General features: G+C 55.6%; 29 protein-coding genes. 9 read left to right on the top strand and 20 right to left on the bottom strand.

The window, feature by feature from the left end; translation table 11 throughout:
- Positions 1-26 precede the first annotated feature (26 nt).
- The 7 genes from Q4D85_RS00855 to Q4D85_RS00885 all read right to left on the bottom strand — a co-directional run bounded on the left by Q4D85_RS00855 (position 27) and on the right by Q4D85_RS00885 (position 9,445).
- Positions 27-1,646, bottom strand: coding sequence for an ABC transporter substrate-binding protein (locus tag Q4D85_RS00855; RefSeq protein ID WP_303197560.1), 1,620 nt, complete (start codon positions 1,644-1,646; stop codon positions 27-29).
- Between the two features lie 328 nt (positions 1,647-1,974).
- On the bottom strand, positions 1,975-2,580 hold the full coding sequence (locus tag Q4D85_RS00860) for a CAP domain-containing protein (RefSeq protein ID WP_303197562.1): 606 nt from the start codon (positions 2,578-2,580) through the stop codon (positions 1,975-1,977).
- A gap of 294 nt (positions 2,581-2,874) precedes the next feature.
- Complete coding sequence (locus tag Q4D85_RS00865; protein ID WP_303197564.1) at positions 2,875-4,023, bottom strand: resuscitation-promoting factor; 1,149 nt, start codon at positions 4,021-4,023, stop codon at positions 2,875-2,877.
- 164 nt (positions 4,024-4,187) lie between these two features.
- Positions 4,188-5,039: a TatD family hydrolase gene (locus Q4D85_RS00870; RefSeq protein WP_303197565.1), complete on the bottom strand. Its 852-nt coding sequence runs from the start codon at positions 5,037-5,039 to the stop codon at positions 4,188-4,190.
- A gap of 1 nt (position 5,040) precedes the next feature.
- Positions 5,041-6,873, bottom strand: coding sequence for a methionine--tRNA ligase (metG, locus tag Q4D85_RS00875; protein ID WP_303197566.1), 1,833 nt, complete (start codon positions 6,871-6,873; stop codon positions 5,041-5,043).
- A gap of 14 nt (positions 6,874-6,887) precedes the next feature.
- Positions 6,888-7,733, bottom strand: a complete 846-nt coding sequence (gene rsmI, locus Q4D85_RS00880) for a 16S rRNA (cytidine(1402)-2'-O)-methyltransferase (protein ID WP_303197568.1) — start codon at positions 7,731-7,733, stop codon at positions 6,888-6,890.
- Positions 7,734-7,765: 32 nt separating this feature from the next.
- The gene (locus Q4D85_RS00885; RefSeq protein ID WP_303197694.1) at positions 7,766-9,445 is read right to left on the bottom strand and encodes a BCCT family transporter; all 1,680 of its coding nucleotides are present in this window, start codon (positions 9,443-9,445) and stop codon (positions 7,766-7,768) included.
- Positions 9,446-9,762: 317 nt separating this feature from the next.
- On the opposite strand from Q4D85_RS00885, the gene Q4D85_RS00890 reads away from it, so the two are divergent.
- Both Q4D85_RS00890 and Q4D85_RS00895 read left to right on the top strand, forming a co-directional pair.
- On the top strand, positions 9,763-11,322 hold the full coding sequence (locus tag Q4D85_RS00890; RefSeq protein ID WP_303197570.1) for a dolichyl-phosphate-mannose--protein mannosyltransferase: 1,560 nt from the start codon (positions 9,763-9,765) through the stop codon (positions 11,320-11,322).
- Between the two features lie 146 nt (positions 11,323-11,468).
- Positions 11,469-12,659: an HNH endonuclease gene (locus Q4D85_RS00895; protein ID WP_303197571.1), complete on the top strand. Its 1,191-nt coding sequence runs from the start codon at positions 11,469-11,471 to the stop codon at positions 12,657-12,659.
- Between the two features lie 37 nt (positions 12,660-12,696).
- On the opposite strand, the gene Q4D85_RS00900 is transcribed toward Q4D85_RS00895, so the two are convergent.
- The 6 genes from Q4D85_RS00900 to Q4D85_RS00925 form a co-directional block, all read right to left on the bottom strand.
- Positions 12,697-13,359: a zf-HC2 domain-containing protein gene (locus Q4D85_RS00900; protein WP_303197572.1), complete on the bottom strand. Its 663-nt coding sequence runs from the start codon at positions 13,357-13,359 to the stop codon at positions 12,697-12,699.
- The gene (locus Q4D85_RS00905) at positions 13,346-13,762 is read right to left on the bottom strand and encodes a DoxX family protein (protein ID WP_303197573.1); all 417 of its coding nucleotides are present in this window, start codon (positions 13,760-13,762) and stop codon (positions 13,346-13,348) included. The genes Q4D85_RS00900 and Q4D85_RS00905 overlap by 14 nt, the downstream gene beginning before the upstream one ends.
- 4 nt (positions 13,763-13,766) lie before the next feature.
- A complete protein-coding gene (gene glpR, locus Q4D85_RS00910) occupies positions 13,767-14,702 on the bottom strand; it encodes a gephyrin-like molybdotransferase receptor GlpR (RefSeq protein WP_303197574.1) in 936 nt (311 codons plus the stop codon).
- Between the two features lie 66 nt (positions 14,703-14,768).
- Positions 14,769-15,407 (bottom strand): GNAT family N-acetyltransferase, encoded by a 639-nt coding sequence (locus tag Q4D85_RS00915; RefSeq protein ID WP_303197575.1) that lies wholly within the window; start codon positions 15,405-15,407, stop codon positions 14,769-14,771.
- A gap of 7 nt (positions 15,408-15,414) precedes the next feature.
- Complete coding sequence (glp, locus tag Q4D85_RS00920; protein ID WP_303197576.1) at positions 15,415-16,677, bottom strand: gephyrin-like molybdotransferase Glp; 1,263 nt, start codon at positions 16,675-16,677, stop codon at positions 15,415-15,417.
- 80 nt (positions 16,678-16,757) lie between these two features.
- Positions 16,758-17,681 carry a UTP--glucose-1-phosphate uridylyltransferase gene (locus Q4D85_RS00925; RefSeq protein WP_303197577.1) on the bottom strand — a complete coding sequence of 308 codons (924 nt, stop codon included), beginning with the start codon at positions 17,679-17,681 and terminating at the stop codon, positions 16,758-16,760.
- Between the two features lie 129 nt (positions 17,682-17,810).
- Between Q4D85_RS00925 and Q4D85_RS00930 the strand changes: the two genes are divergently transcribed.
- The 3 genes from Q4D85_RS00930 (at position 17,811) to mscL (ending at position 19,558) form a co-directional block, all read left to right on the top strand.
- Entirely contained in the window at positions 17,811-18,401 is a 591-nt protein-coding gene (locus Q4D85_RS00930) for a 5-formyltetrahydrofolate cyclo-ligase (protein WP_303197579.1), read from the top strand.
- Positions 18,402-18,413: 12 nt separating this feature from the next.
- A complete protein-coding gene (locus Q4D85_RS00935) occupies positions 18,414-19,067 on the top strand; it encodes an SAF domain-containing protein (protein WP_303197581.1) in 654 nt (217 codons plus the stop codon).
- 83 nt (positions 19,068-19,150) lie between these two features.
- Positions 19,151-19,558: a large conductance mechanosensitive channel protein MscL gene (gene mscL, locus Q4D85_RS00940; protein WP_303197583.1), complete on the top strand. Its 408-nt coding sequence runs from the start codon at positions 19,151-19,153 to the stop codon at positions 19,556-19,558.
- Positions 19,559-19,603: 45 nt separating this feature from the next.
- On the opposite strand, the gene Q4D85_RS00945 is transcribed toward mscL, so the two are convergent.
- From Q4D85_RS00945 to Q4D85_RS00975, 7 genes are all read right to left on the bottom strand, one after another.
- On the bottom strand, positions 19,604-19,819 hold the full coding sequence (locus Q4D85_RS00945) for a hypothetical protein (protein ID WP_303197585.1): 216 nt from the start codon (positions 19,817-19,819) through the stop codon (positions 19,604-19,606).
- A 3-nt stretch (positions 19,820-19,822) separates the two neighbouring features.
- On the bottom strand, positions 19,823-20,437 hold the full coding sequence (locus Q4D85_RS00950) for a molybdenum cofactor biosynthesis protein B (protein WP_303197587.1): 615 nt from the start codon (positions 20,435-20,437) through the stop codon (positions 19,823-19,825).
- Between the two features lie 44 nt (positions 20,438-20,481).
- Positions 20,482-21,756 carry a trypsin-like peptidase domain-containing protein gene (locus Q4D85_RS00955; RefSeq protein WP_303197588.1) on the bottom strand — a complete coding sequence of 425 codons (1,275 nt, stop codon included), beginning with the start codon at positions 21,754-21,756 and terminating at the stop codon, positions 20,482-20,484.
- Between the two features lie 131 nt (positions 21,757-21,887).
- Complete coding sequence (locus Q4D85_RS00960; protein ID WP_303197695.1) at positions 21,888-23,318, bottom strand: HAMP domain-containing sensor histidine kinase; 1,431 nt, start codon at positions 23,316-23,318, stop codon at positions 21,888-21,890.
- A gap of 113 nt (positions 23,319-23,431) precedes the next feature.
- Positions 23,432-24,124, bottom strand: a complete 693-nt coding sequence (locus Q4D85_RS00965) for a response regulator transcription factor (protein WP_047261566.1) — start codon at positions 24,122-24,124, stop codon at positions 23,432-23,434.
- 264 nt (positions 24,125-24,388) lie between these two features.
- A complete protein-coding gene (rpmF, locus tag Q4D85_RS00970) occupies positions 24,389-24,562 on the bottom strand; it encodes a 50S ribosomal protein L32 (RefSeq protein ID WP_047261565.1) in 174 nt (57 codons plus the stop codon).
- 22 nt (positions 24,563-24,584) lie between these two features.
- Positions 24,585-24,851 carry a type B 50S ribosomal protein L31 gene (locus Q4D85_RS00975; RefSeq protein ID WP_303197589.1) on the bottom strand — a complete coding sequence of 89 codons (267 nt, stop codon included), beginning with the start codon at positions 24,849-24,851 and terminating at the stop codon, positions 24,585-24,587.
- 341 nt (positions 24,852-25,192) lie between these two features.
- Between Q4D85_RS00975 and rpmB the strand changes: the two genes are divergently transcribed.
- Genes rpmB through rpsR form a run of 4 tightly spaced genes read left to right on the top strand, consistent with a single transcriptional unit; the run spans position 25,193 to position 26,170 of the window.
- The gene (rpmB, locus tag Q4D85_RS00980) at positions 25,193-25,429 is read left to right on the top strand and encodes a 50S ribosomal protein L28 (protein WP_047261563.1); all 237 of its coding nucleotides are present in this window, start codon (positions 25,193-25,195) and stop codon (positions 25,427-25,429) included.
- A gap of 2 nt (positions 25,430-25,431) precedes the next feature.
- Positions 25,432-25,596 (top strand): 50S ribosomal protein L33, encoded by a 165-nt coding sequence (gene rpmG / locus Q4D85_RS00985; protein ID WP_006063179.1) that lies wholly within the window; start codon positions 25,432-25,434, stop codon positions 25,594-25,596.
- Positions 25,597-25,599: 3 nt separating this feature from the next.
- Positions 25,600-25,905 (top strand): 30S ribosomal protein S14, encoded by a 306-nt coding sequence (rpsN, locus tag Q4D85_RS00990; protein ID WP_303197590.1) that lies wholly within the window; start codon positions 25,600-25,602, stop codon positions 25,903-25,905.
- A 16-nt stretch (positions 25,906-25,921) separates the two neighbouring features.
- Positions 25,922-26,170: a 30S ribosomal protein S18 gene (gene rpsR, locus Q4D85_RS00995; RefSeq protein ID WP_047261561.1), complete on the top strand. Its 249-nt coding sequence runs from the start codon at positions 25,922-25,924 to the stop codon at positions 26,168-26,170.
- The last annotated feature ends 6 nt before the right edge of the window (positions 26,171-26,176 follow it).

The raw sequence follows: 26,176 nt of genomic DNA on the forward strand, positions 1-26,176 counted from the left end.
GTGGTGCAGCGCCGCCCGGCGGTCATTTATTTCAATCCGACGTCGACGAAGGACAGGCCGGTCAGCGAGATAGGCTCAAAGCCGTCGAGTGCTTCAGAGTTCCATGCGGATGGGTTCTTGCGGTGGAACAGTGGGTAGAGCGGCACTTCATCGGAGATGAGGTCGAAGATCTCGTGCCACTTGGCTTCCTGATCTGCGACTTCCGCCCGAGCTGCCTCGTCCAGCAGGGTTTGTACCTTGGTGTACGACTCGGAGCCCTTCCAATGCATACGGGAATCAGTCCAGGTGTCGCCTGCGTACCACCACCGGAGGAGCAAGTCGGCGTCAGCGCCGAATACGGATGGGTCACCAGGAGCAATAACAATGTCCCAATCGGAGGAGGCGTCGATCTGGTTGTACAGATCGGCGGACTTCATTTCGGTGAAATCAACCTTCACGCCAGCGGCCTCGATGGATTCCTTCAAAACCGCGGTACATGGCTTTACCCAGTCGTGGTTGGTGACCAGCATCTTAACGTCTTTGAGTCCGGTAGCACTGAAGAGCTCGGTTGCCTTGGCTACATCGAGTGCGTAGACGGTTGCTGCCTTCTTGTAGGAATCGTGGTTTTCCTGGACGAAGCAGGAGGCGGCGGTGGCCTGGCCGAGCATCGCGGTCTTAATGACCTTGTCCATGTCGAAGGAGTACATGATGCCCTGACGGTTCTTCTTATCCTTCATGGCGGAATCTGCGCCGTTATTGAACATAACGAACAGCAAACCAAAGCCCTGTACCGAATCAACATCGGAGCTTGCCTTGACCTGGTCGATGGACAGGTACGGAACCGAATCGATTGCGTGAACCGACTTGGATTCGATCGCATTGGTGCGGGTGGAAGCATCTGGAAGAATCCGCCACGACATCTTTTCTGCCTTAGCAGGCTTCGGGCCGGTGTAGTCGGCGTTCTTTTCAAAGACGACGGTGGAGGAGGCCGCACCGTTGTCGACCATCTTCCAGGCACCGGTGCCGACCGGATTGGCGTCGAAAGCCTTGGCGTCGGCTTCAACTGCGGCCTTAGGAACGATCTTGACGGTTGCCAGGCGTTCCTTGATCAGGCTGAATGGGTACTTCAAGGTAAAGGTGACGGTGGTGTCATCCTTCTTGGTTACCGACTCGATAAACGGAATGAAAGAAGCGTAGAGGGAGTTGTTGTCCGGGTTGAGTACCCGCTCGAAGGAGAAGACAACGTCCTCGGCGGTGACCTTCTCACCGTTGTGGAATACTGCGCCGTCGCGGAGTGCAACTTCTACAGTTGTGTCATCAACCTTGGTGGGCTCGCCCTTAGCCAGCGCAGCGTAGACGGTGCGGTCTGGGGTTGGGGCGATTTCGTAGAGCCCCTCCATGGTGTGCCAGTTGGCAGCAACGGTCAATGCCGAGGTGGTCGTCATCGGATCGTAGCCGTTGGTGCCAAGCTCATAGGAGATACCGGCGGTGATTTCGTTGCTAGAGCCGGAACCAGTTGCAGACTTAGAGGAATCAGCCTTACCATCGCCCGTCTTTTTGTCGCCGCCACATGCACTTACAGTGGCAGCGATTCCTGCGGCTGCGGTGAATACGCCAGCCATCTTGAGAAAACCACGGCGATTCATGCCGTCTGCGGTATTCGTCATGTTCCAACCTCCTAATGAGTTGCGCTCTGTGAGCCGAGTTGTCGGACGTCTGATGTCTTGTCTGTGAGTTTACTAAATGACACAGCATGAAACAATGGACGCCAATCACAATTCAACCTGATCAGTTAGCCACCTCACAAACTCACCCCATTATCGCAGTTCAATGCCATAAAATACACATATCAATTTCAGGACGACCGCACCCCCTTTCCCACCCCTTTTACGGCAACCAAAAAGGCCTGGCACTTGTGGTGCCAGGCCTTAACTTTCCCACAGGAAAGGGTTAGATCTTAGGACTTGTGGTCTTTTTCGTTACGCAAGTTGTGCGCTAGTTGGCGAATTGGAGGACGTACACAACACCCCACACTGGGTGCTCGGCAACCCCCACGCCGAAGTGTGGCGTATCGCCATAGCCGTGGGCACTCTGCAGGTTGACCCGGTGGCCGTGCGAATTGTGCCACCGGTTCACGATGGTGTTAGGGGCGCCACCGGCTGCAATGTTCTCGGAGTTCCAGACCCCTGGGGTGCCGTGATGGAAGGCACCGGTTGCAGCCAAGTGATTTGCCCAGTCTTGAGCCGAACGATCCAAGTGAGCCGCACGAATGGAAGGCTTTGCAATGCCAGCCCGGTAGGCGATGACATCGTGTGCAATCTGATTGCGGGCAGCTTCTCGCCAGCCGCCATCCCGTACCAAAGCGCGATCAACTTGTGGGTTCGCCGACATGTCAGCACCAACCGAGTAGTTGACCTGAGCGTTCGGAATCGACATTTCCGGCACGAGCGAATTGACGGAGATTCCGTCGGAGCTCATGAAGCCGCCAACTGATGACTGTGCCTGTGCAGGCACTGCGGCAACCGGATTAAGGACACTGATGAGACCAAGTGCGGTCGCCGCTACTAGCGTGCGCACCTTAGCGCTTTTTGAAGTACTCATGGCCGCTACAATAATCACAAAACAGTAACGATTGCAAAGTGAAACCTATAAGCTGGGCTTTTTTTAATCCAATCTAGCAATCACGCTACAGTTTTTGGCTAATTATCATTAGACCAAACATGACCCCATTACACCAAATTCTCTATATAGTTTTACCGGCCAATTTGAATGAAAAGATTTTCATCTACGGCACTAAACCGAGGAAATCAGTGAAGATTTTTTAATAAGATTAACTAATAACAAATGAACCACAGCCGCCACGAGACCAGTCGTAGCAACTGCGGTTGATAGGACTTAACGTAAGCCCATTTTCGCGGTGCAGGCAGGCCACGCACCCCATCCCTGGGCGGCCTGAACCTTCTTAGCTATAGCAATCTGCTCCTCACGAGTAGCCATGTACGCATACGGCGCATATTCCCCACCGCCATACGCGGTCCAGGTCTGCGGATGGAATTGCAGACCGCCGTGGAAGCCATTACCGGTATTAATCGACCAATTTCCCGTGGATTCGCACTGAGCTAGCGTGTCCCACACAGAACCATCGGGAATAGCAGGCGCGGTGGAGATCTTCGTGCCACGAGAAATCGTCGCAGCTACCGCCGGAACCAGAACCTGTTCAGAGACGATCTCATTGCCGGTTTCAACACCATTGGTTTTGGTGATCTTTCGGGTGACATCCCGCTGCCCAGCGACGGCTTCGGTTACGACTTTCTCTATGCCCTGCAAAACGTTGGGATCGTCGATAAACTGCGGCTCCGCCTCATAAGCCTCAACGCCCTTAACCTCTTCGATCGTGATCCGGTCGACCGAAATTCGCTCGTTATTTCCCACCGGGGAATCCAGGGCGGGCGTTACTTTGTCGTGCTTCCCCAGCTTGATGCCGCGTTCCTTGAGCACATCAGCCACCGTAGCCGCGGCTAGGGATACGTGTGCGGTTTTCGTCCCGTCGGTGATCGAGACGATCTTGGGCGTTACAACGTCCACACTCATCCCGGAGTCTTGCAGCTTCGCATCAACCGGCGCACTGAGCCCCAGCGCTTTCAGCGCCGCCGGAACGGAGTCCATTTGCTCCACCAATTCGCCGACGGTAACGGCATTGGTGCGAATTACTTCTTCTTTACCGTCAACCACTACGGCGACTTGCTTTAAAGTGCGAACCGTGATGGTCGAGGCATCTGCCAGTTTTTGGCTTGGTGCCGGGGAGACGATGTCGTCTTTTTGCACCTCAATTCCTGCGTCGCGCAATGCGCCAGCAACATCACCGGACAAGGTGGCAAGCGTTATCTCTTCACCATTGAGGTCAACAACAACGTCTTTTTTATAAGCAGCTACTGTCACGCCGCCAATAACAAGAGTCGCCAACATTCCGCCGGTGGCTAACCGCAATGGGACTGAACGGGTAGCGTTCAAATCGTTGATTCGGGTTTTCTGGCGAATGGCCATTGATTCACTTTCAAAAATTAGCGGACAAGAATTTAACGTTTATAACAATACGGCAACATTTTAAGCTTGTCCACTATAAGGGCTGCTCAGATGCTATGTTTCTGGACATTTTCGCAGCTCGATGGGATATACATCACAAGAAACAGCTTAAAATCGCATTTATGTCATTCATTATTCTCTGCTAATTGATATACCCGACGGAAGTTTTGGTTAAGCTGCGTAGCCAGCTCCGTTACCGCCATCCCCCGCTCCTTAGCGATACACAGCGCGGTATAGCCAATGAATTGCGGCTCATTACGCCCGCCCCGGAACGGCTCCGGCGTCATATACGGCGCATCCGTCTCGATGAGAATCTGCTCAATCGGTGCCAATGCTGCGATCTCCCGCAATTCGGTATTGCGTTTGAAGGTGACGTTTCCGGCAAAGCTCAACACATATCCCCGATCAAGCGCCATCCGCGCATACTGCATCGGGGAGGAAAAACAATGCAGGATGGTGTCGCGAGGCGTGGGGGCGTTGGCAAGCACGTCGAAAAGCTCTGCGTCCGCGTCCCGATTATGAATCATCAACGCCTTATCCGACTCAACCGCCAGATCGATGTGCCAGCGCAGCGCCTCTTCCTGCACACTAAGCGGTGCCGTCGTCTCGGGTGCGTGAGTAATCCAATAGGTATCCAGCCCGGTTTCGCCGATGGCAACGCACTTCGGGTCGGCCGCCATTTCGCGTAACCGGCGTCGTGCGGCATCATCCAATTCGCCAGCCCGGGTCGGGTGGATAGCGCAGGCGGCCACCACCGCCGGGTGAGACTGGGCGGCGGCAAGCGCTAATTCCGCCTCCGCCAGGCCATCGCCAACGGTGCAGATATTGGTCACTCCGGCCGCTGCGGCACGCTCGACAATCGCCGCAACTTCCGCGGCAGAACGCGCCCCGCAGGAGGCTAAGTGCGTGTGGGCGTCGATAAGCTGCGGGATCGGCTGCGCGGCGCAGGGCGTTGGCCTGGGTTTTTTCTTCGCCATGTTACTGCTTTTCGACGGGGGCCCAGGCGGGTCCGGTCTCCGCCAATTCCGGATCTAACTTGGCAATCAGCGGCTTCGGCTTGGTCAATTCCACACCGGGGACCATCTCGATCCGCCGCCACACCGCCTGCTGATCGGCGTAGTCACCCATGATCACCGGATAGCTCGCGCCCTGTTCGGGCAGTCCCACACCCACCGGTTCCGTTGGCATGTCGTCGGTCACCTCAACCACCTGCGGCTTGGCGGCCCACACCCCGGCTCGGCCCAAGGTTTCGTGCACCGACTGGGCGATATGCGGCAGATACGGGGTAAGCAGCACGTTAATATCGGAGACTACCTGCAACGCAGTCCACAAAACGGTCGCTAACCGGTCACGCTGCGTTTCATCCTTGGCCAACTTCCACGGCTCTTGCTCCGCGATATAGGCATTAGCCTCCCCTACCACGTGCATCGCCTTGGTGATTCCTTCTTTGAAACGCGACTGTTCTAACGCCTGCCCCACCGTGTCAAAAGCATCGGCGGCGGTTGCAAGGATCGCCTTGTCGGCGTCGACAAGCTCGCCGGGGGTCGGAACCATCCCGAAATTCTTATGGGCCATGGACACCGTGCGGTTAATCAAATTGCCCCAACCATTGGCCAGTTCATTATTAACCCGGCGGACGAACTCATCCCAGGTGAAATCCGTGTCGTTATTCTCCGGGCCCGCCGTCGCGATGAAATACCGCAGCGGATCGGGGCCAAATTCAGCCAAGAAATCCTTCACATAAATCACCACGCCCTTGGACGAGGAGAATTTAGAACCGGACATGGTCAAAAACTCGGAGGAGACGACCTCGGTCGGCAGATTCAATTCGCCATACGCGCGAACCTCGCCACCCTTAGCGCCTTTACCCTGGTAGCCCAGCAATTCCGCTGGCCAAATCTGCGAGTGGAAGGTGATATTATCCTTGCCCATGAAATAGAAGGAACGAGCGCTAGGGTCGGTCCACCACTTCTTCCAGGCTTCGGGCTCACCGACCCGGAATGCCCATTCGATCGAGGCAGACAAATAGCCGATCACCGCATCGAACCAAACATAGAGTTTCTTCGATGGGTTTTCCTCCCAGCCTTCCACCGGAATCGGAATGCCCCAGTCAATATCCCGTGACATCGCGCGCGGCCGCAAATCTTCCAGCAGATTGAGGGAGAACTTCAGCACATTAGGCCGCCAATCTTCCCGGCCCTGCAGCCACTGCGCCAGCGCATCCGCGAGGGCGGGCAGATCAAGCAGGAAGTGTTCAGTTTCAATGAACTTGGGGGTTTCGCCATTGATCTTGGACACCGGATTGATCAAATCTGCCGGATCTAACTGATTGCCGCAATTATCGCACTGGTCGCCCCGGGCACCGTCCGCACCGCAGATCGGGCAGGTTCCTTCGATATACCGGTCCGGCAATGTTCGCCCCGTCGACGGCGAAACTGCACCAAAGGTGGTTTCCTTGATCATGTAGCCGTTGTCGTACAGTCCCTTGAACAGTTCCTGAACCACCGCGTAGTGATTGCGGGTGGTGGTGCGGGTGAAAAGATCGTATGACAAACCCAAACCGGCTAGATCTTCAACGATCTGTCGGTTGTAACGGTCGGCGAGTTCTTTGACAGAAACGCCCTCCTTGTCAGCCTGCACCAGAAGCGGCGTGCCGTGCTCATCTGTGCCGGAAACCATCAAGACGTTTGCGCCTGACATTCGCTGGTAACGAGCGAAAACATCCGATGGAACACCGAAACCCGCCACATGTCCGATGTGGCGGGGGCCATTGGCGTATGGCCAAGCAACAGAGACAAGCACATTATTCATGGTTTATTACCTTATCAGTGTGACTCCAAAACAGCGTTGTAGAGTTCTTTCTTGCTCACCCCATGGGTTTGCGCCAACTCCGCGCACACGGTTTTCAACCGCTCCCCTTCTGCGACTCGGGCGTTGGCTTCGGCGACCAGATCGAACACGTCAACCGCCTTTTTTCGATCCACTCCCGCGATCACACAGGTGATCTCCCCCTTGAGCCCATCCGCCGCCCACGCCGCCAATTCCCCTAATGGGCCACGCTTTACCTCTTCAAATTTCTTGGTTAATTCCCGCGCCACCGCAGCTAACCGCTCCGGGCCTAGAATATCGGCAGCCTCGGCCAAGGTGTCTGCAATACGGTGCGGCGACTCGAAGAAACACACCGCGCGTTCCTCCGTTTTCAACGACTCCAACCACGCCCGGCGTGCCCCGGACTTGCGCGGCGCGAAACCGTCGAAGGCGAATTTCCCCACCGCTAAACCCGATAAGGCGATCGCGGTGGGAACAGCTGAGGGCCCGGGGAAACAGGTCACCGGGATGCCTGCGTCGTGGGCGGCTTGCACCAACGGGAAGCCGGGGTCGGAGACGATCGGCATTCCGGCGTCAGTGATGACCGCGACGCTGGCGTGCTTCGCGTGCTCTATGAGCTGCGCTACCCGCCCTTGCTCGTTGTGGTCGAAATTGCTCACCACTTTACCTTTGATGGTCACGCCCAGTGCCTGCGCCAGATTGCGGGTGCGGCGGGTATCTTCGGCCGCGATGAAATCCGCCTGCGCCAGAGCCTGGGCCAATCGGGGGCTAGCGTCGGCAATATTGCCCAGTGGGGTTGCCACAATAATGATGCCCACCGGCAAGGGTTCTAATTCGTGCATGGTTATAGTGTGGCACGGTGGCGTCGAAAAGCTTAGCCTTTCACCCGTTTTTTCGCTTTTCGACGTTCCTCGATCCGGCGTCGCCGCTCATGATCTAAGTGGATACGGCGCTCGCGGGCCAATTTCGCGGCGAACCGTTGCTGCTCGCGGTAGTCGAGATAGATCTCATCGTTGCGTAGATCGCCTACGATGGCGAACATCAAAACGAAAATCACGACGAGGAACGGTGAGGCGGCGATGATCGTGATGTTTTGCAGATTACTTAAGACATCGTCGCCGCCGCTGATCAGCATCGTCATACCGATTAGCGCAACGATAATGCCCCAGCCTGCGGAAATGTACTTGTTGGCGTCGGTTTGTCCGCTTTGGCTCATCGAGCCCATGACGGTGGAGGCCGAATCCGCGGAGGTGATGAAGAACGTCGCCAGCAGAACCACTGCCAGAACACCCACGATCTGACCGCCAGGGAAAGTATGCAACAGGGCAAAGAGTTGATCTTGAGCCACGCCTTCACCCCAAATGGACTTATCGGCCTGATCCAGGTGAATCGCGGTGCCGCCGAAGATGGCGAACCACACCACGCTCACCGCAGATGGAACCAGCATCACGCCGAAGAGGAATTCCTTGATGGTGCGACCGCGGGAGATCCGGGCCAAGAACATGCCGACGAATGGGCTCCACGAAATCCACCACGCCCAATAGAAGATCGTCCAACTGCCCAGCCAATCGCCAGCAGTACCGTCAGCCGACTCGGCGGTACGGCCCACCATTTCGAAGAAATTGGAGAGATACGCGCCGATGGAACCGGGAATGAAATTCAAAATGGTGACCGTTGGGCCCAACACGAAAACGAAGATCGCCAACAAGGCGGCAAGCAGCATATTCGCATTAGAGACGTATTGGATTCCCTTGCCCACCCCGGACATGGCGGACAAGAGGTAGCACAGTGTCAGGACCGAGACGATCATGATGATCGTCGACATCGAAGGGTTAGACACGAGCCCAGCGGCACGCAACCCCGCGCTGATCTGGGTCGCGCCCACCCCTAGGGAACAGGCGGTACCGAAGATCGTGGCAATGATCGCCAAAATGTCGATGATCCGACCCGGCCACCCCTTGGCGCCGTATTCCCCGATAAGCGGGATAAACGCCGAACTTAGAAGCTGCCGCCTGCCGAGCCGGAACGTCGAATAGGCGATCGCCAAGCCGAAAATTCCGTAAATCGCCCACGGGTGCAACGTCCAGTGCAGCAAGGTGGAGCTCATTGCTTTGCCCACGTCCTGCGGGTCGTAGCCCGGTACGCCGGAACGGTAATGGTTCAGCGGCTCCGCCACCCCATAAAACATCAAGCCGATGCCCATGCCTGCTGCGAACATCATCGCGATCCAGCTGACCGTCGAAAACTCTGGTGCTTCGTCTTTTCGACCCAACTTGATCTGCCCGAAATTACTTAAGGCAATCACGATGGCGAAAACCAAGAAAACCGTCGTGCAGAAAACGAAGGCCCAGCCGAAATTACCGATCACAAAACTCAATGCACCCGCCGAGAATTCTGAGAAGCTACCAGGCGCCAACAAACCCCACGCAACGATGGCAATGACGATGATAAAAGTCGGGATGACCACCTTAAAGTCGATCCGCGCCTCGGAATCCTCGCCTTCGAAAACGATCTCGGGTTCCGCGGGCACCTCGACTGGCGGTGACTCCAACATCTCAGCCAATTGCTGGGTCGCAGTTACCTCAGTTTTCTCCGTCGAAACAGGTGTATCCGGTGAGTTTATTGATTCGGTCATAAATCCACCGTGCGTGAGAACCTCGCAAAATTCAACAGGAAAAACCTATTGAAACCTTAACGTTAACCACAATGACCACCAATAGCAGAACCGACACCGCCACCTATTTCCAGGTCACAACACCGAAACGTGCAATATAAGAAAACTGAATTACAAACAGGTAACAATTCCACCCTATTAGGGGAATCACCCGTGCGAGACGACAAAGCCGACCCGCGCCCCCTACAATGGCACAAGTGACACTCTCCACCACGAACACCGGAACATTCGCCAAACCTGCCGTTCCCGCCACCCCCAAAACCCTCAGGTGGACAAAACACGACACCCACACGTTCACCCTGATCGGTTTATGGGCACTTGTCACCCGGTTCGCCTGGCTCAATTCCGCCAGCGCCCAAGGCACCCCCATCTTCGACGAAAAACACTACGTGCCCCAAGCTTGGGACATGGTGCAAAGCTGGATCAATCCCCTAATAGGCGGGATTGAATCCAACCCGGGCTACGGGTTGGTGGTGCACCCACCGCTCGCGAAACAAATAGAAGCACTCGGCGAACTGGTCTTTGGTTATACCCCACTCGGCTGGCGATTCATGGCCGCGCTTTTTGGTTCCGCCACGATCCTCCTCATCATGGGGCTGGCCCGGCAGATCAGTGGTTCCACCACGGTGGCGACCTTCGCTGGCCTATTAGGGCTTTTCGACGGCGTCCTGCTAATCGCATCCCGCTACGGAATGCTGGATATTTTCCAAACATTCTTCATAGTCGCGGCCGCCTACTGCCTTATTAGGGATTTTAACCAGCTGCACCACCGCCTCCATGATGCGTGGGAGGCCGACAACCTCGGCACAAGCCCGTATGGCCCCCGTTTCGGTTTCCGTTGGTGGCGCTTCGCTGCGGGGATAAGCCTCGGGTTAGCACTATCCGTAAAGTGGTCCGGGTTGTACTACATGGCGTTCTTCGGTGTTATGAGTGTGTTTTTCGACGCCTACCTGCGCCGCAAATACAACACCCCCCGCCCTATTAGGGGAATGTTGCTTCGCGACGCCGTGACTGCTTTTGCCTCGATTGTTCTTCTTCCGCTTGCCGTGTACGCGTGGAGTTGGCGCGCGTGGTTCAGTTCGGAAACCGCCGTATATCGCCACGCCGCGACAGATGGCACGATCGCCGCAGATTCCTGGCTGAGTGCGCTCCCCGATACACTCGCCAGCTGGCTCTACTACCATCAATCCGTATTAGAATTCCACGCCTCGCTCACCACGTCGGCAGGCCACGTTCACCCCTGGGATTCCAAACCGTGGACCTGGCTCGTTGCAGGTCGGCCCATTCTCTATTTCTCCGCCACCGACATCGAATGCTACGCCGGGACTTGTCGACGCATGATCTACCTCTTCGGCACCCCGGCCATCTGGTGGTTGACTATTCCCGTCCTTATCTGGACCACGTGGCACGTGATCTCCACGAAAAACATCCGAATGGCGATTCCCCTAATAGCGTTTGCTGCCGGTTTCCTCCCCTGGCTAATCGGATACGACCGCCAGATGTATTTCTTCTACGCCACCCCCCTGGTCCCGTTTACGATCATCATGATCGCCTACGTATTAGGAACCATGCTCGGACGGGGTCGGCTTGTTCATCTCCGGGTATTCCCCGCCCCGATTCACACCGGTTCTTTGGCAGTAGCAACCTATCTTGGCCTCGTTTTGGCAATGTTTGTGTATTTTTCCCCGATTCTTTACGGCTATCCAGTCCCCGATTTCGTTTATGAATCTCTTATGTGGCTGCCGAGTTGGCGCTAACCCCATCTAATATTAGACTCACCGAACCACCCTATTGGTTCCCAAAAACGGAAAAATCGAACACAGCCTTTGAACTGCAAAAATTTCCAATTAAACTTCCCGGCACCCCTTGAAAACTGCAGTTCACAGGGCATAGCGTTGAAGCTATGACGACCACACCGATCCTCGATAGACTCGCCGCCATGGCACCGCTGGCCGCCGCGATGCTGCGAGAAATCAAATCGGCGGGTCTCGACAAAGCTGAGTTAGCCGCGAAGCTGGACATCACCACCGCCGAGGCAAGCCTGCGGATTGCCGTCGCAAAAGTTTTTGACGACGACGAGCTTCAGCTTGCTGAGGATCTTAAACTCAGCTTCGCCAAACTCCACACAATCTCCTCCACAACGAAGCGGCTATCCAATCCGGATGTCGATCCTCGAAACTATCGTCAAACCCTCATGCACGACGCCTGCGGGAAAACTTGCGCCGAACTCAAACAGCAGATCAATGCCGAGATAAAGCAGCTTAACGACGGCCACAACCGGCCGCGTAAATCATGGTTACGGTACAGCTCCATCGCCGATGAAGACGGCATGAAATATCTCATCGCAAAGATACCAACCGTGATCGCCACCCGCCTTCAAGAATCCCTCACGCCCCAAGCGCGCCGGTTGGTCGTCGAAAAGCAAGCTGTCGACGAGGCAGAAGGGCACGCCAAAGCCCTTATCGAGCGTGCCCTCGGCCACTACGACATAACCACGCTAGAGGAACTCGGCCCCGGCGAAAATCCCGACAACCCACGCGACCTGCGGCAACGGCCCTGCTATCTCATTCCGCTGTTCGGCATTCAGGAAAACATCGACGGCACGATCACCGACAGCAATGGAAGCATCATCGACATCCATGAACGCATGACCGAAACTCTTAATGAATACGGCTTCGCCGTCGCCATCTACAAAGACAAAAACGGCCATCCCCGGCCGCAAAAAGCATTCGAAATTAAGCGGCTTGCCGACGCCGACGACCGCCTCATCAGCGTAGTCAGCCACCTTGTATGCCAAAATCCGCAGTGCACCGCCCCGGCGGTACGCTGCAATATCCACCACATCACCGCATTTTCGCAAGGCGGCACAACCACAAACGACAATCTGTGTCCGCTATGCCGCTACCACAACCTACGCAACGATGACGACCCCGACCACGTCCAACACGGGCGAGTAATCACCGACCCGGACACCGGAACAGTATGGTTCCGACACCCCGACGGCACCATCGCCCGTAATCTACACCCCGCAAATCAACGCAATGCACTAACGTACGCGCAACAGATATTCGGGATTTACGAAAGCGCGACGTGATATATACCCATGCCCTAATATCCCCGGTATCGGCCTATTAGGGCATGGGTGATGCGCCCAGCAGTAAAACATTAGAACGCACGGTTGCCCAACCACGCGCAGCAATCCACGACCACGCAAGGGCGATGACGGAAAAGAGCAGCAACCCCAACCCTATTAGGGAATCCATCATGACCGTCCCAACAACCAAGTCGCGAACCTCGAAGCCGAGGCTAAACATCCACAAAGCCCCATACAGCGGCAAAACTCCACCCACGATGCGAGTCTGCCAGGCTGCAAATAGCAACCCGAATCCCAAAGCGCACCGCATAGCTGCCGTCTCCACCACCAACTCTGCCAGCAGCGGATCAGAATCCGACACCCCAGAAACCCCTAATAAGTAGACAGCCCACAACATCCACAGCACACCAACAATCGCCATTGCAACCCGCGATAAAGCAAGTCCTAAAGCACGGGCGCTGGCAGAGCTTCGCCACTCTGGCTCCACCCCAGCAATAATCACCTCTGACAGATCCGGCGCTGGAACATCAGCTGCGACGTTGAAGGCAAGTTTTCGATTGACGATAGCCGCATTCTCTAAGAACGTTCGGCAACTCTCACATGCTTGAAGGTGAGTATCTATGATGTCGTCGTCAATTGTTGGACGCTCACCATCTAAACGAGCAGAAACCGCAGCTTGTATTTGTTCACAATTGATCATTACGTTGCAGTATAGCGTCGACACTGGCGCGGCCTGAACCAAAGACGACAATCATGAATAACCCACTTATGAGGACCAAAACAAATTCGAAGCCACCAGAGGAGACGAAAAAACCGGAATCCAAATGAACGAAATATAGGGCGGCTACCATCATTAGGGCTAGTGCGCCCGCAACCAAGGTCGTGAGAAAACCAACAACGAGAAAAGCCCCACCAGCTATTTCACCAATAGCGGATAGGTATGCCGACAGTTTTGGCTGCGGAATCCCTAATGCGCTGAACTGGCCGGTGGTCTCTACCATCCCGTCAATCAGGAATTTTTTGCAACCGTGTGCTACAAAGACAACCCCTAATACCATTCGGAAGATCAGCAAAGCAGCGTCACGAACAACAGGCTTATCCATCTAATTAGCTCACCCGGAGGTTTTCGTAACCACTGTTGAACTCGTCGTCGGTGAGATAGTGCTTGGCGTCGACAACATCAAGGTGGACAAAGTCGGGCGATTCGTCGTCGATTTCGAGAACCACGGCACCTGGCCGACGGAGCCGTTGCGGGATCCCTAATTCGCGGTCGGACGCGTTACGAACCCCCAGCCGCGAGCGTCGCAGCTGTTGAATTCTCCGGTGCCGGAGTTGCTCTTCGGCTTTCACCTGGGCTCGCAACGCAATGAGGTACAAGGTGGTGACCGCTACCGCAACTGCCGGGGCAATCCACACCAAATTCCCTAATACGAGGGCGGCGATCGTCGTCACCGCCACGATAATCCCTAATGTGATGACGGTCCGTTGCCGCCGCTGGTAACGGTCGTTGGCGTAGCTACGGTCAGCTTCGGGGTCGTATCCACCTCGGCCTTTTCGGGCTGCGGCGTATTGGAGTTCTTCGTCGGTGAGTTCTTCGTCCTCAGTTTCGGGGATGTAAGTTTCGTAGTCGCCGGTTTCCTCTAATAAGGTGATGGTGTCATCTGTCGGGTAGAGGAGGTCTTCCGGGGTGATGAAGGCGTCGTCGATGTCGTAGGGGGCAGTATCGTCAATCTCTTCGTCGATGAGGTAGGTGTCGTCTTCGAGGTCTTCGACGTCGAGGATGACGTCGTCAAGCTCGGGTTCCGGTTCGTCGATGGAGACGGGTTCGTCGATGGTGGCGTCGTAAAGCGTGCTGCCGTCAAGCGGCCCGGGGCGGGGGCGTTTGCGCGGGGTGAGTGCACTGCTGCCGCCTTCGTGGATGACGCGGGTTTCGTCGAACGCTTCGCCTGCTTTGCTGATGGGTTTGTGGCTGCGCAGAATCCACGGTGCGAGCATGAAGATCCATACTGCTGCGATCAGTGCGATTGCTATTGTTCCGGTCACGACTTCCTCCTAATCCAATTAAGGGTATCGACGTTGGGTGGGTGGTGCTGTCTGCCACGCCGTGTATTAGGGGTTTATGTATTCCTCAATTGTCAGCGCCATGAGGTAATGATCGCGCCATTTCCCGTCAATGTGGAGGTTGCGTTGCAGGTAGCCTTCTTGGCGGAATCCGGTTTTCTCTAATACGCGGCGCGATGCGGGATTAGTGGGGAGATGGGTCGCGGTTATCCGATGCACTCCGATGCGTCGAAAAGCGTGCTCGACGCCTAATTGGCAGGCTGCGGTGGCGATGCCGTTTCCGCTTTTCGACGAATGCAGCCAGTATCCAATCCAGCAGTCCGAAGCGGTACCGTGCTGGATTCCCCCAATGGTGACCTGCCCGTAAAAGCGGCCATCGACTTCAATGACCAGCGGCACCATCTGCCCGGACTGGGCCGCGCGACGAATGTGCTTATAGAATTCGCGCCAATGCTGGTGGTCGTGTGCGGTGTGCCAGTCGGTTGCGATGGTGGGCTCAACGGGTTGCAGGATGTGTTGGTCGTCGATGCGCTGCCAGGACCATTCGGCACCGTCGCCCTTATTAAGGGGTCGTAGTCTTAATACGTGATTGCCGATTGTACGGGTGGCGGTGTATTCGGGCCAGCCGGGGTGGAGTGGATGCCGCGGCCCGACTGCGGGTTTTGGTGTGGGGAAGAAAATGGGCATGTACCGGTTAAGTTTGGCTGAGGAAGATGACTTCTACGATGTCGCCGGGGCGAACTTGGGTGACGTCTTCGGGTATCCGGATGAGGGCGTTGGCGTCGGAAAGCCCAGCGAGCAGGTGTGCGGGCGCGCCGTTGGCGCCGCCTAATCCTTCCACGAGGTAATCCTGTGTTTGGGTGTCGCGCATGAGTCGAGCCCGCACGTAGCCGCGGCGGCCGAGTTTGGAGCCGACGTGGTTGAGTGCCCGTGCCCGCACGGTACGGCGTTGGGTGTTGGGTTTGCCGAGGCTGAGCCGCACCATGGGGCGAATGAACATTTCGAAAATAATCAGCGATGACACCGGGTTTGCTGGCAGCAGAAACACTGGCGTTTTTGAATCCCCTAATAAGCCGAAGCCTTGGACCGAACCTGGGTGCATGGCGACTCGGGTGGTGTCAATGGTTCCTAATTCATTGAGAATTTCCCTAATAGGGGCGGAGCCGGTTCCGCCTACTGCGCCGGAAATAACGATGATCTCGCTGCGCAGCATTTGGGCTTCGATGATTTCCCGCAGTCGGCGCGGCTCGCCTGTGGCGATTCCCACCCGGTGCACGTCAGCCCCTGCGGCTCGCCCGGCTGCGGCAAGCGCGTAGGAGTTCACGTCGAGGATTTGCCCTAATGAGGGTTCCCGGTCGATGTCTACTAGCTCGTGCCCGATGGAGATAATCGACATACGCGGCCGCGGATACACGAGAACTTTCGAGCGGCCCACCGCCGCCAGCAGGCCAATGTGTGCTGGGCTTAGGATCATTCCGGGGGTTACGGCGACGTCGCCGGGGCGGATGTCGTCGCCTTGTTTGCGCACGAATTCGCCGCTGCGCACGGGTTTGAGGGCGGTCATGCGTTTGCGGCCACGGTCGGTCCAGGCCAACGGGATGACGGCGTCCGATAGTGCAGGCAGCGGCGCACCGGTGTGTACTCGGACTGCTTGTTTGGGTTGGAGCCGCATGGGGCGGCCGGAGCCGGCGGCGACTTCGCCGACGACGGGGAGGGATATTTCGGTTGCGCGGGGCGGTTCGTTGGGGTCTTGGCCGAGACCGCGTTCGCCACCAACGTCGACGGCCCTAATAGCGTAGCCGTCGATTGCGGCTTGGTCGAAGCCGGGTAGTGGGCGTTGAGCTTGTACTTCTTCGGCGCACATCATTCCGAGTGCTTCTGCTATGGCAATACGCACGGGTTCGGGCGTGACTGCAGCTTGGGTCACTAGGGCGAGTTGCTCCTCGACTGAGCGCACTGGTTGGCCTCCCTCGCTGTGTGTGCTTAATGTGTCAAAGGTACCCGGCGTGGGTGCCGGGCACCTTTTTGTTAAGTGTATTATGCCTGATGCTCGTCGAGAATTTCGCGAAGGACTTTCTTAAGCGTGGGCCCGTAGGTTGGGTCGGCGAGGCCAAAGTCGACGACCGCTGGGATGTATCCGCCGGGGTTTCCGAGGTCATGGCGTTTTCCTTCGTGCACGAGGATGTGCACTGGGTGGCCTTCGTCGATAAGCAAGGCTATTGCGTCGGTGAGTTGCAGTTCGCCACCGGCACCTGGGGTGATGCGGCGCAGCGCATCGAAGATGGCGCGGTCGAGCAGGTAGCGGCCTGTTGCCACGAAGGTCGAAGGGGCTTCGTCGACGGCGGGTTTTTCCACCATGCCTTTCACTCGCTTTACGACGTACTCGCCGTCGTAGTTTTCCACTTCTTCGATGTCGAACACACCGTAGTTATAGACTTCTTCCTGCGGCACGTTGAAGGCGCACAATACGGAGCCACCCAGCTTGGCGCGCACCTCCACCATCTTTTCCACGACCCCCATCGGCAGGACCAGGTCGTCGGGCAACATGACGGCTACGACATCTTCGTCGTCGTCAAGGACGGCTTCGGCGAGCCCAACCGCATGGCCGAGCCCTAATGGTTTAGCTTGTTCCACTGCCACCGGCTTCGGCAGTTCCACCGCCCGATGTACCTTGGCTAATTGAGTTGTCTTGCCGCGCTCAGCGAGGGTTTTTTCTAACTCCGGGCAATCGTCGAAGTGTGCCAACACTTCTTGTTTATTGGGCGCGGTGATAATTGCCAATCGAGTAGCTCCCAGATGGGCCGCTTCTTCTGCGATTATTTCGATACCGGGGGTGTCGACAACGGGCAACAGTTCTTTTGGAACCGTTTTGGTGGCTGGGAGGAATCGGGTCCCCATACCAGCAGCAGGAATGATAACTGTACGCACTGCTGCGGAGATATGTGTATTGGCAGAACTCATAGTAAAGAGTTTACGCCGCGCCGGTGCCTAATACCCGCAACTTGGCAGTTAAGAAAGCGTTTTTTATAAAATCAGATCATGGTTTATCCGGATTTTTCGCAAGGATTTATTAGTAATTTTCCTCAAAGAATGAGGTTAGCTGATGTACCTGAGCGAAAGTCGGCGTTGCGCTCCCGTATTAGGGAATCTCGGGGGAAAATTACCCCCGAATTAAAGGAGCAGCGCGACAGGAAGCTTTCCGAGCGGACTGTAGCACTTATTTCCGCCCTCCCCCATTCGCGGGTTGCGGCGTTTGTGCCAATGGCATCGGAACCGGGTGGTGCCCATTTGCTGCCCGCGTTAGCCGACGCCTGCGAAGAGTTGTGGCTGCCCGCCTGCCGCCCTAACCATCAGCTGCAGTGGGGCCGTTATACGGGGCCGGATTCGCTGCAGCCGGGGGCGTTCGGCATTCTCGAGCCGGTCGCCGCCGCGGCCGATTCGGCGGCGTTAGCTTCGTTCGACGCGGTCATCGTGCCAGCGTTGGCCATCGATGAGGCGGGGTTCCGCCTTGGCCAGGGCGCGGGTTTCTACGACCGTGCATTGGAAAAGTTTCCGGGCCTCATAGCGGGCGTGGTCTACGCAGAAGAAGTGCTGCCAGCAGGAATGGTCCCTACCCAACCACACGACATTAAATGTTCTGTGATTATGACGGATAAGGGAACCATTTGGTGTGCTGGATGAGTCCAATAAAGTATGAAGACTTTTTTGACTACTCCGAGCTACCGTCGTTCGCTTGCTTTTCGACGCATCGTTGCCGCAGCACTCGTTTTTGCCGCGGTTTGCTTTTCGACGCTCCACTTCGCACAACAAGAAGCATCAGTCGTTGTATATTCCACGACCGTGACTGCGGGCAATCGTCTCCACGAAGGCGACGTGAAACTCACCCGCATGCCGCGCTCGCTGGTTCCTGAGGACAGTGTCACAAATCCGGAAGAAATTATTGGGAATGTAACTGTGGTTTCACGCCCGAATGGATCCATTGCAACGCACCATGATTTTGTTGAAACGACCCTAATATCCTCAAAAGTGACCAACGACACAGAAGAATTTGGGGATGGGGAATCCAACATAATTCCCATCAAATTAGCGGAACCGACACTGGTGGGTTTATTGCGACCAGGTGACGTAATTTCCATTCTCACAACCGAATCGGAGCATTCCGATCCGGTCATGATCGCCGCAGGTGGCCGCGTGATTTTCGCGGTTACTGAAGCCAGCGAACTCCCCGGTGCAACACCGGGCACCGTGTTGGTTTCATTGCCCGCAACCGACGCCCAACACGTCGCTGCCGCTAGTTTATCGTTACCACTAGCGGTGGTCGTTACAGGCGATCGATCCCATGAATAAGGTGTGGTGTCCTCCCCATCTCGCATTATTTGGACTAATCTATAATCCTGCTAACTGTCCGTTTATTTTTGATTGGAAATATCATGCTTAAGGGATTTAAGGATTTCATCCTCCGCGGTAACGTTGTTGAACTTGCCGTCGCTGTTGTTATCGGTACCGCGTTCACCGCGATTGTCACCGCCTTCACTGACAACCTCATCAACCCAATGTTGGCTGCTGTTGGTGGCGCAGACGTTTCTGGTCTGGGTTTCCAAATCATCTCCAGCAACCCGAACACCTTCGTTGACTTCGGTGCAGTTATCACTGCAGCGCTGAACTTCCTGATTATCGCAGCTGTTGTGTACTTCATCTTGGTTGCACCGATGAACAAGCTGAACGAAATGATGGCAGCTCGCAAGCAGGTTGAAACCGAAGAAGAAGAGCCAGCTCCAATCGAGGTCGAGCTTCTCACCGAGATCCGCGACCTGCTCAAGCAGCAGAAGACCCTGTAAGGGCTTTCGCACAATAACAAAAACCGGCTTTTATAGCCGGTTTTTTTACATTCCATAGTGCGGTGGTTGCTGTTCCTTGTAGTAATCCAACGAATGCTGGGGAGCATCGGCGTCGATGTCGTCGTCGAAAAGCTCAGAATCCAGGATCACCATCCGGTCGTGATCAATCAGGGACGGCCCGCTGTCGCGGTCGGCGGTGCGATCGTAATCAACGGCATCGGACAGCCGGGTTATGCGCCGACGTTTTTTCTTCTGCGCCATAAATTACGTCATTTCCACCCGGCGTAGTTGATCCAGCAAATGGTGCACCAGTGGGGTCATCGTTGCCATACCATCCCGAATAGCCTGGCGGGAACCAGCGGAATTAATGACAACAGTCGAGCCAGAGACGCCGGAAAGACCACGGGAGACCGCCGCGTCCACCGCCCCACATTGCAGTCCCGAACTTCGTAACGCTTGGGCGATGCCGGGAACTAATTGGTCCAAAATATCGCGGGTTGCCTCCGGCGTTTTATCACGCGGCCCCACCCCGGTCCCGCCGACGGTGAGGACTAAGTCAACGCCACCGATAACGCCCATTTCTATGGCTTTTCGAATCTGGGAGCGCTTCGAACGCACCCGCACGACGGCATCAACAACGAAGCCGCCTTCAGATAGCAATTCCGCAACCAATTGATCCGCATCAGGACCAGCCCCCACAGCGTGATCTGCAACCAGAATCACCAGTGCCCGCCGGGGTGCCAGCCGTTTCCCCTCTGCGCGAGCTTGGTCAGCGGCTTCCTCGGCTCGGAAAAAATCCTCATCGGGTTCGCCAATATCCGCCAGCTTTTCCGAGGCGTCTACTGCATCGACTTCTGCGAGCACGTCGTGTGGATCCATGGGTACCGTCTTTCTTGAATCAACAATTCGTTTCAATATGAAACTTACTCGGTTGTTAACGTAACCTCTACCGTTCTCGAATTATTTCCTTCAGAATCCGTAACCTCTAATGAGATTTTTTCACCAAAATCACTGCTACGAACTGCTGCGATTAATGCGTCGGCGCTGTCGATGATCCGGCCATTCATTCCGGTTACGATCTCGCCACTCTTCAATCCTGCCTGATCTCCTGGGCCATCGGGCGAAACCTCGACGATTTCGGCACCGTGAACCCGAGCATTCTGCGACAACTGAATACCGATCATTGGTTGCGTGGCTTTCCCGTGCTCAATGAGTTGTTGAGCCACTCGGCGGGCAAAATTCGCGGGAATTGCAAATCCTAACCCGATCGAACCGGCCGAATCAGGAGTCACAGAATTCGACACGATCACCGAGTTAATGCCGATCAACGCACCGCTCATGTCCACCAGCGGGCCACCGGAATTGCCCGGGTTAATGGCTGCATCCGTTTGGATGGCGTCGATAAGCGAAGTCTCACCGGAGCTGCCGCCACCAGCCCGCACCGGCCGGTTCAGGGCAGAAACGATACCGGAGGTCACCGTTGAAGAAAGTCCTAATGGTGAGCCGATTGCCACGACCTGTTGGCCGACTGCCAAACCATCGCTATCCCCCAGGCTGATTGTGGGAAGGTCAGAAACCCCCTCAATCTTGATCACCGCAACGTCGGTCGTAACATCGCCAGCGACAAACCGCGCAGAATGCGTCGCACCGTCGCTCATGGTGACGTTAATCTCGGCGGTCTCTTGGCCCGCAAGCTCCACCACATGGTTATTGGTAAGAACGTACCCGTCTGGCGAAATAATCGACCCGGATCCCTCGCTGGATTCCGAACGCGTAAGCACCTGGATAGATACCACGGTCGGCAACACTGCCGAGGCCACAGCTTGTACCCCACCAGCGTCTTCGGCAGCACCATTGTTACCTACCGGCTGCTTTAACGCCTCAACAACTGAATTCCGCGAATTGCCTACCGACGATTGCTTGGAAACATAAACCCCCGTGATGGCGCCGGACCCGATAGCAGCTACCAAAGCTAAGGCTAGTGCAGGCACCAAACCAATGGTTCGGTCACTCGTGGTTTTCGGTGAGTCATCCCCCTCAGCTTCCGGTTGCGGCGGGGTCGGGTTCACTGGTTGCTGCACGGTGTAGGGATTAGAAACCTGATTATACGGCTGCTGGTGCCCATTCGTGGGCTGCGACCATTGCTGCGGGAATCTACGGGTTTCATCATTGCCGAAATTATGAGATTGTGTGTTCATAGTGAGTCAGTATCCCCCTAATGTATTGAGCCAGACTGGCACCCGGTTGGAGAAACCGTGTGAAAGCCTGACAGGAAGCTGTGAATAAGACGATATTCCCTCACCCATGATGCGCAGGGTGAGGGAATTGACTAACTCTCAATCGAGTCGTGTGCGTTACGGAACATTGTAGCGCGGCCTTGTTTCGGCCGAGACTCATGAGCATTAGCAATGAACTGATCCTTGCTTGGCTTCTTAGGAGCACGCGCCAAGTCCTCCGGGTGCTCGTAACCCGGCATTATCAACCGGAACATCGCGCCACCGTCGTCTGATTCTTCGGCCGTAATCGTTCCACCGTGGCGTTCCACCACCTGATGCACGATGGCCAAGCCGAGACCAGAACCAGGCATACTGCGCGCTTGGATGCTTCGATAGAAGCGCTCGAAAACCTTCTCGCGGTCTTCTACCGGAATGCCAGGCCCCGAGTCAGACACCGTGATTTGGACTTTGTCCTCGCTAATACGCTGCATATCGATGCGCACCACGCCGTCTGCTGGTGACCATTTCGCCGCGTTATCCATGAGATTGAGAATCGCACGTCCTAATGAGTGGCTATCGCCCCACATGTACCACGGCATGGTATTTAATCGGAATTCCACATCCGGCCGTCGCCTGCGCACACGCTCCAAAGCGGTTTGGGCGACTTCGGCAAGATCGGTTTCTTCCAATTCCCGTTCCGGCGCGTCTTCGCGCGCGAGGTCGACCAAGTCACCAATGAGCGTCGAAAGTTCCTCCATTTGCGCCATGACGTCATGCTCTAATGCTTTCTTTTCCGCATCGGAGATCTGTGGCGCGCCTGGTTTTTGCATCAACATCAGCAATTCGATATTGGTGCGCATGGAGGTCAACGGGGTTTTCAATTCATGGCCCGCATCGGCCACCAATTGCGCTTGGCGTTGCCGGGATTGGTCGAGTGCCGCCAACATCTGGTTAAAACTAACCGTCAACAATGCCAATTCGTCGTTGCCCACCACCGGGATCGGAGTGAGCTTTTGGGTTTTGGTCACTTGATCCACCGCGGACTGCAGCCGCACTAGCGGGCGCAAACCTGCGGACGCTACCACGATGCCGGTCATGATGGATAGCAAAATACCCAAACCGCCAAAGGTCAACAGCGCTAATCCGAGTGTGATAATCAGGCCTTGAGTATCCGTCATATCCCGCGACAGGATGACCGTCGCACCTGCGTCATTGGTAGCACGGAAAACTCGATCCCCATTGACGGTAGCAACAGCTGTTTTCTCCCCTTTGGGCAGCGCCAGCAGCGGCAAGTCGTCACCAGCGGTGAAGTTCCAACCTGGCAGTCGAATCGAGATGCGGGTATCGGCATTATAGGCCCGGAAGTAATCCACTTCGCTTTTTACGTTATTGAAAAAGCTTGGGTCGACTGTTTGGGAAAGCAACGCGTTTGCCTTGGCTTGGAGGTCCTTATCCACGCTATTGGTCAGGGTTACTGATACAGACCAATATGCAAGAACCGTCATTACGCCAACGGCGATAGCCACCATGCTCGCAGTGAGCATGGCGACGCGCCACCGAAGCGATGCCTGTTTTCCCCACCCGTCGTAGGTGTCACCAGCAAAAGCCCCCCAGTCGAGCGCATTTGGCTCAACTTCGGGGGACGGTTTCCTCAATATCACGGAGCAGTATCTCGCAGCACGTAACCTACACCGCGAACCGTGTGGATCAAACGAGGTTCACCCTCTTGCTCCGTCTTACGACGCAGATAGCCGATATACACTTCCAGAGCGTTACCCGAGGTTGGGAAATCGTAGCCCCACACCTCTTCTAGGATTGTGGAACGGCTCAGCACTCGGCGTGGGTTGGTCATCAGCAACTGCAGCAACGCAAACTCGGTGCGAGTGAGCGAGATGGTGCGGTTACCACGAACCACGTCGCGAGTTTCCGGATTGAGCTTGAGATCCTCAAAGGTGATCTCGGTTTGGTTGGTAGCCCCTACGGCCTCGGCAGCTGCCCGGCGTAGCAGGGACCGCACCCGCGCTAGGAGTTCTTCCAATGCGAATGGTTTCGGGAGGTAATCGTCCGCACCTGCATCCAAGCCAGCAACCCGATCGCTCACCCCATCGCGAGCGGTAAGAACCAAGATCGGGCGGTCATCGCCGTGGCTGCGCAAGTGGCGGCACACCTCAAGGCCATCCATCTTAGGCATCATCACGTCGAGAATAACCAAATCTGGTTGTTCCTTCTCGATCACTTCCAGGGCCTGTTCACCATCCTCGGCGGTAACGATTTCGTAGCCATTAAAGGACAGGGAGCGGCGCAGCGAATCGCGTACGGCCTGCTCATCATCTACTACAACGATTTTCATCTTCCCAAGTATGCCCCATCTGCTCTATTTGAGCGGAAAGCGAATGTTTGTTTACAAAAGCAACCAAACATAATTGATAAGGTAACAACCAAATTATATATAAAAAACGGCGTTATTCGCCGAAAACCAATAAAAATAAACCGCGTTTACCATAAGAAATTGCTGTATTTTGGCCGGTCATTCACTTATATATAAAAAATACAAAATGGCAGACACTCTATACATTAGGTGTCTGCCATTGCATACAATTATTAAGCGGTGTTCTTAGAACTGCTCAACCTCGACCAGTCCGAGCTGAGCCGCCTTGACCAGACGACGCGGGATGCGTACGACCTGACCGTCGATGGTCACCTCTTGAAGGGCGACATTGTCAGCCTTCCACTGGGAACGACGGGAGCGTGTGTTAGCACGCGACATACGACGCTTTGGAACTGCCATTGTTTATTTCCCTCCTTATTACTTAAGACTTCTTTTGGCGGCGAGCCATGCCACCAAATCGACGCTGGAACTTCTCGACACGACCTGCGGTGTCCATCACGCGCTGTGCACCGGTCCAGAATGGGTGCGATTCGCTGGTAACGTCAACCACGATGAGTGGGTATTCGTTGCCATCTTCCCATTGAACGGTACGGGCGCTGGTTGCGGTGGAACGGGTCAGGAACTGAAAACCAGTACCTGCGTCCTGGAACACAACCGGATGGTAATCCGGGTGGATATCCTTCTTCATTTTTCTCCGATTCCCTCAGGATTGAAACTTCAGGTCGCTTCAATAATGAGTTATTGATCGTGCCTGAGTTGGGTTTCGTTTTAACATACAGTGGATATGACTCAACAGTGATGTCGAGACAACTTGATAGAGTTTAGCGTCCTTGCGGCTAAAACAGAAATTTCACCTTGGTAGGGCCGTCGAAAAGCGAATATCCGTCTCCGCCAGCCAAAAATTAGGCATATGCGCACACATTATGTAAGATCGTTTTTTGCTGTTGTCGAAATTGTTCGTTTTACGCCCCGGTCAAACTCGCATAATCGCAGGTTGAACAGTGGGCGGCTAGGAGAAAGTTTAAGTCCATGTCGGCTATTTGCCAGGTTACGGGACGCAAGCCGGGTTACGGCAAGTCCGTCTCGCACTCGCACCGACGCACTTCCCGCCGTTGGAACCCCAACGTGCAGCGTCGTAAGTTCTACCTGCCCTCCGAGGGCCGTACCATCACTTTGAACGTATCCACCAAGGGTCTGAAGGTCATCGACCGCGACGGCATCGAAGCTGTTGTTGCAAAGATCCGCGCCCGTGGAGAGAAGGTCTAAAGATGGCACGTAATGACATTCGTCCAATCATCAAGCTGAAGTCTACGGCTGGCACCGGTTACACCTACGTCACCCGTAAGAACAAGCGCAATAATCCTGATCGCATTACCTTAAAGAAGTACGATCCGGTAGTCCGCAAGCACGTCGAATTCCGCGAGGAGCGATAATCTATGGCTAAGAAGTCCAAGATCGCCAAGAACGAGCAGCGCAAGGAAATCGTCGCCCGCTATGCGGAGCGCCGTAACGAGCTCAAGGCAATCATCAAGAACCCAAATACCTCTGATGAGGATCGTCTGGATGCGCAGTTCGAACTGAACCGCCAGCCACGCGACGCCTCCCCAGTCCGTGTCCGTAATCGCGACGCTCACGACGGTCGTCCGCGCGGCTTCCTCCGCAAGTTCGGCGTGTCCCGTGTCCGTATGCGCGAGATGGCTCACCGCGGTGAGCTGCCTGGCGTTCGCAAGTCCAGCTGGTAATTTTTGGGAGTATCTAATGAAACGCACTAACATGAAAAAGGTGCGGATGGAACAATCCCGCCGCCCTAAGAAGAACCCTCTCAAAGCTGCAGGCATCGAGAAGGTGGACTACAAAGACATCAATACTCTTCGTCAGTTCATTTCTGATCGCCACAAGATCCGTTCCCGCCGCGTCACCGGCCTGACCCCGCAGCAGCAGCGTCAGGTCGCAACCGCAGTGAAGAACGCACGCGAGATGGCTCTCCTGCCGTTCACCAGTCGGTAAATCCGA

The organism is Corynebacterium sp. (genome assembly GCF_030532965.1).
GTDB lineage: Bacteria > Actinomycetota > Actinomycetes > Mycobacteriales > Mycobacteriaceae > Corynebacterium.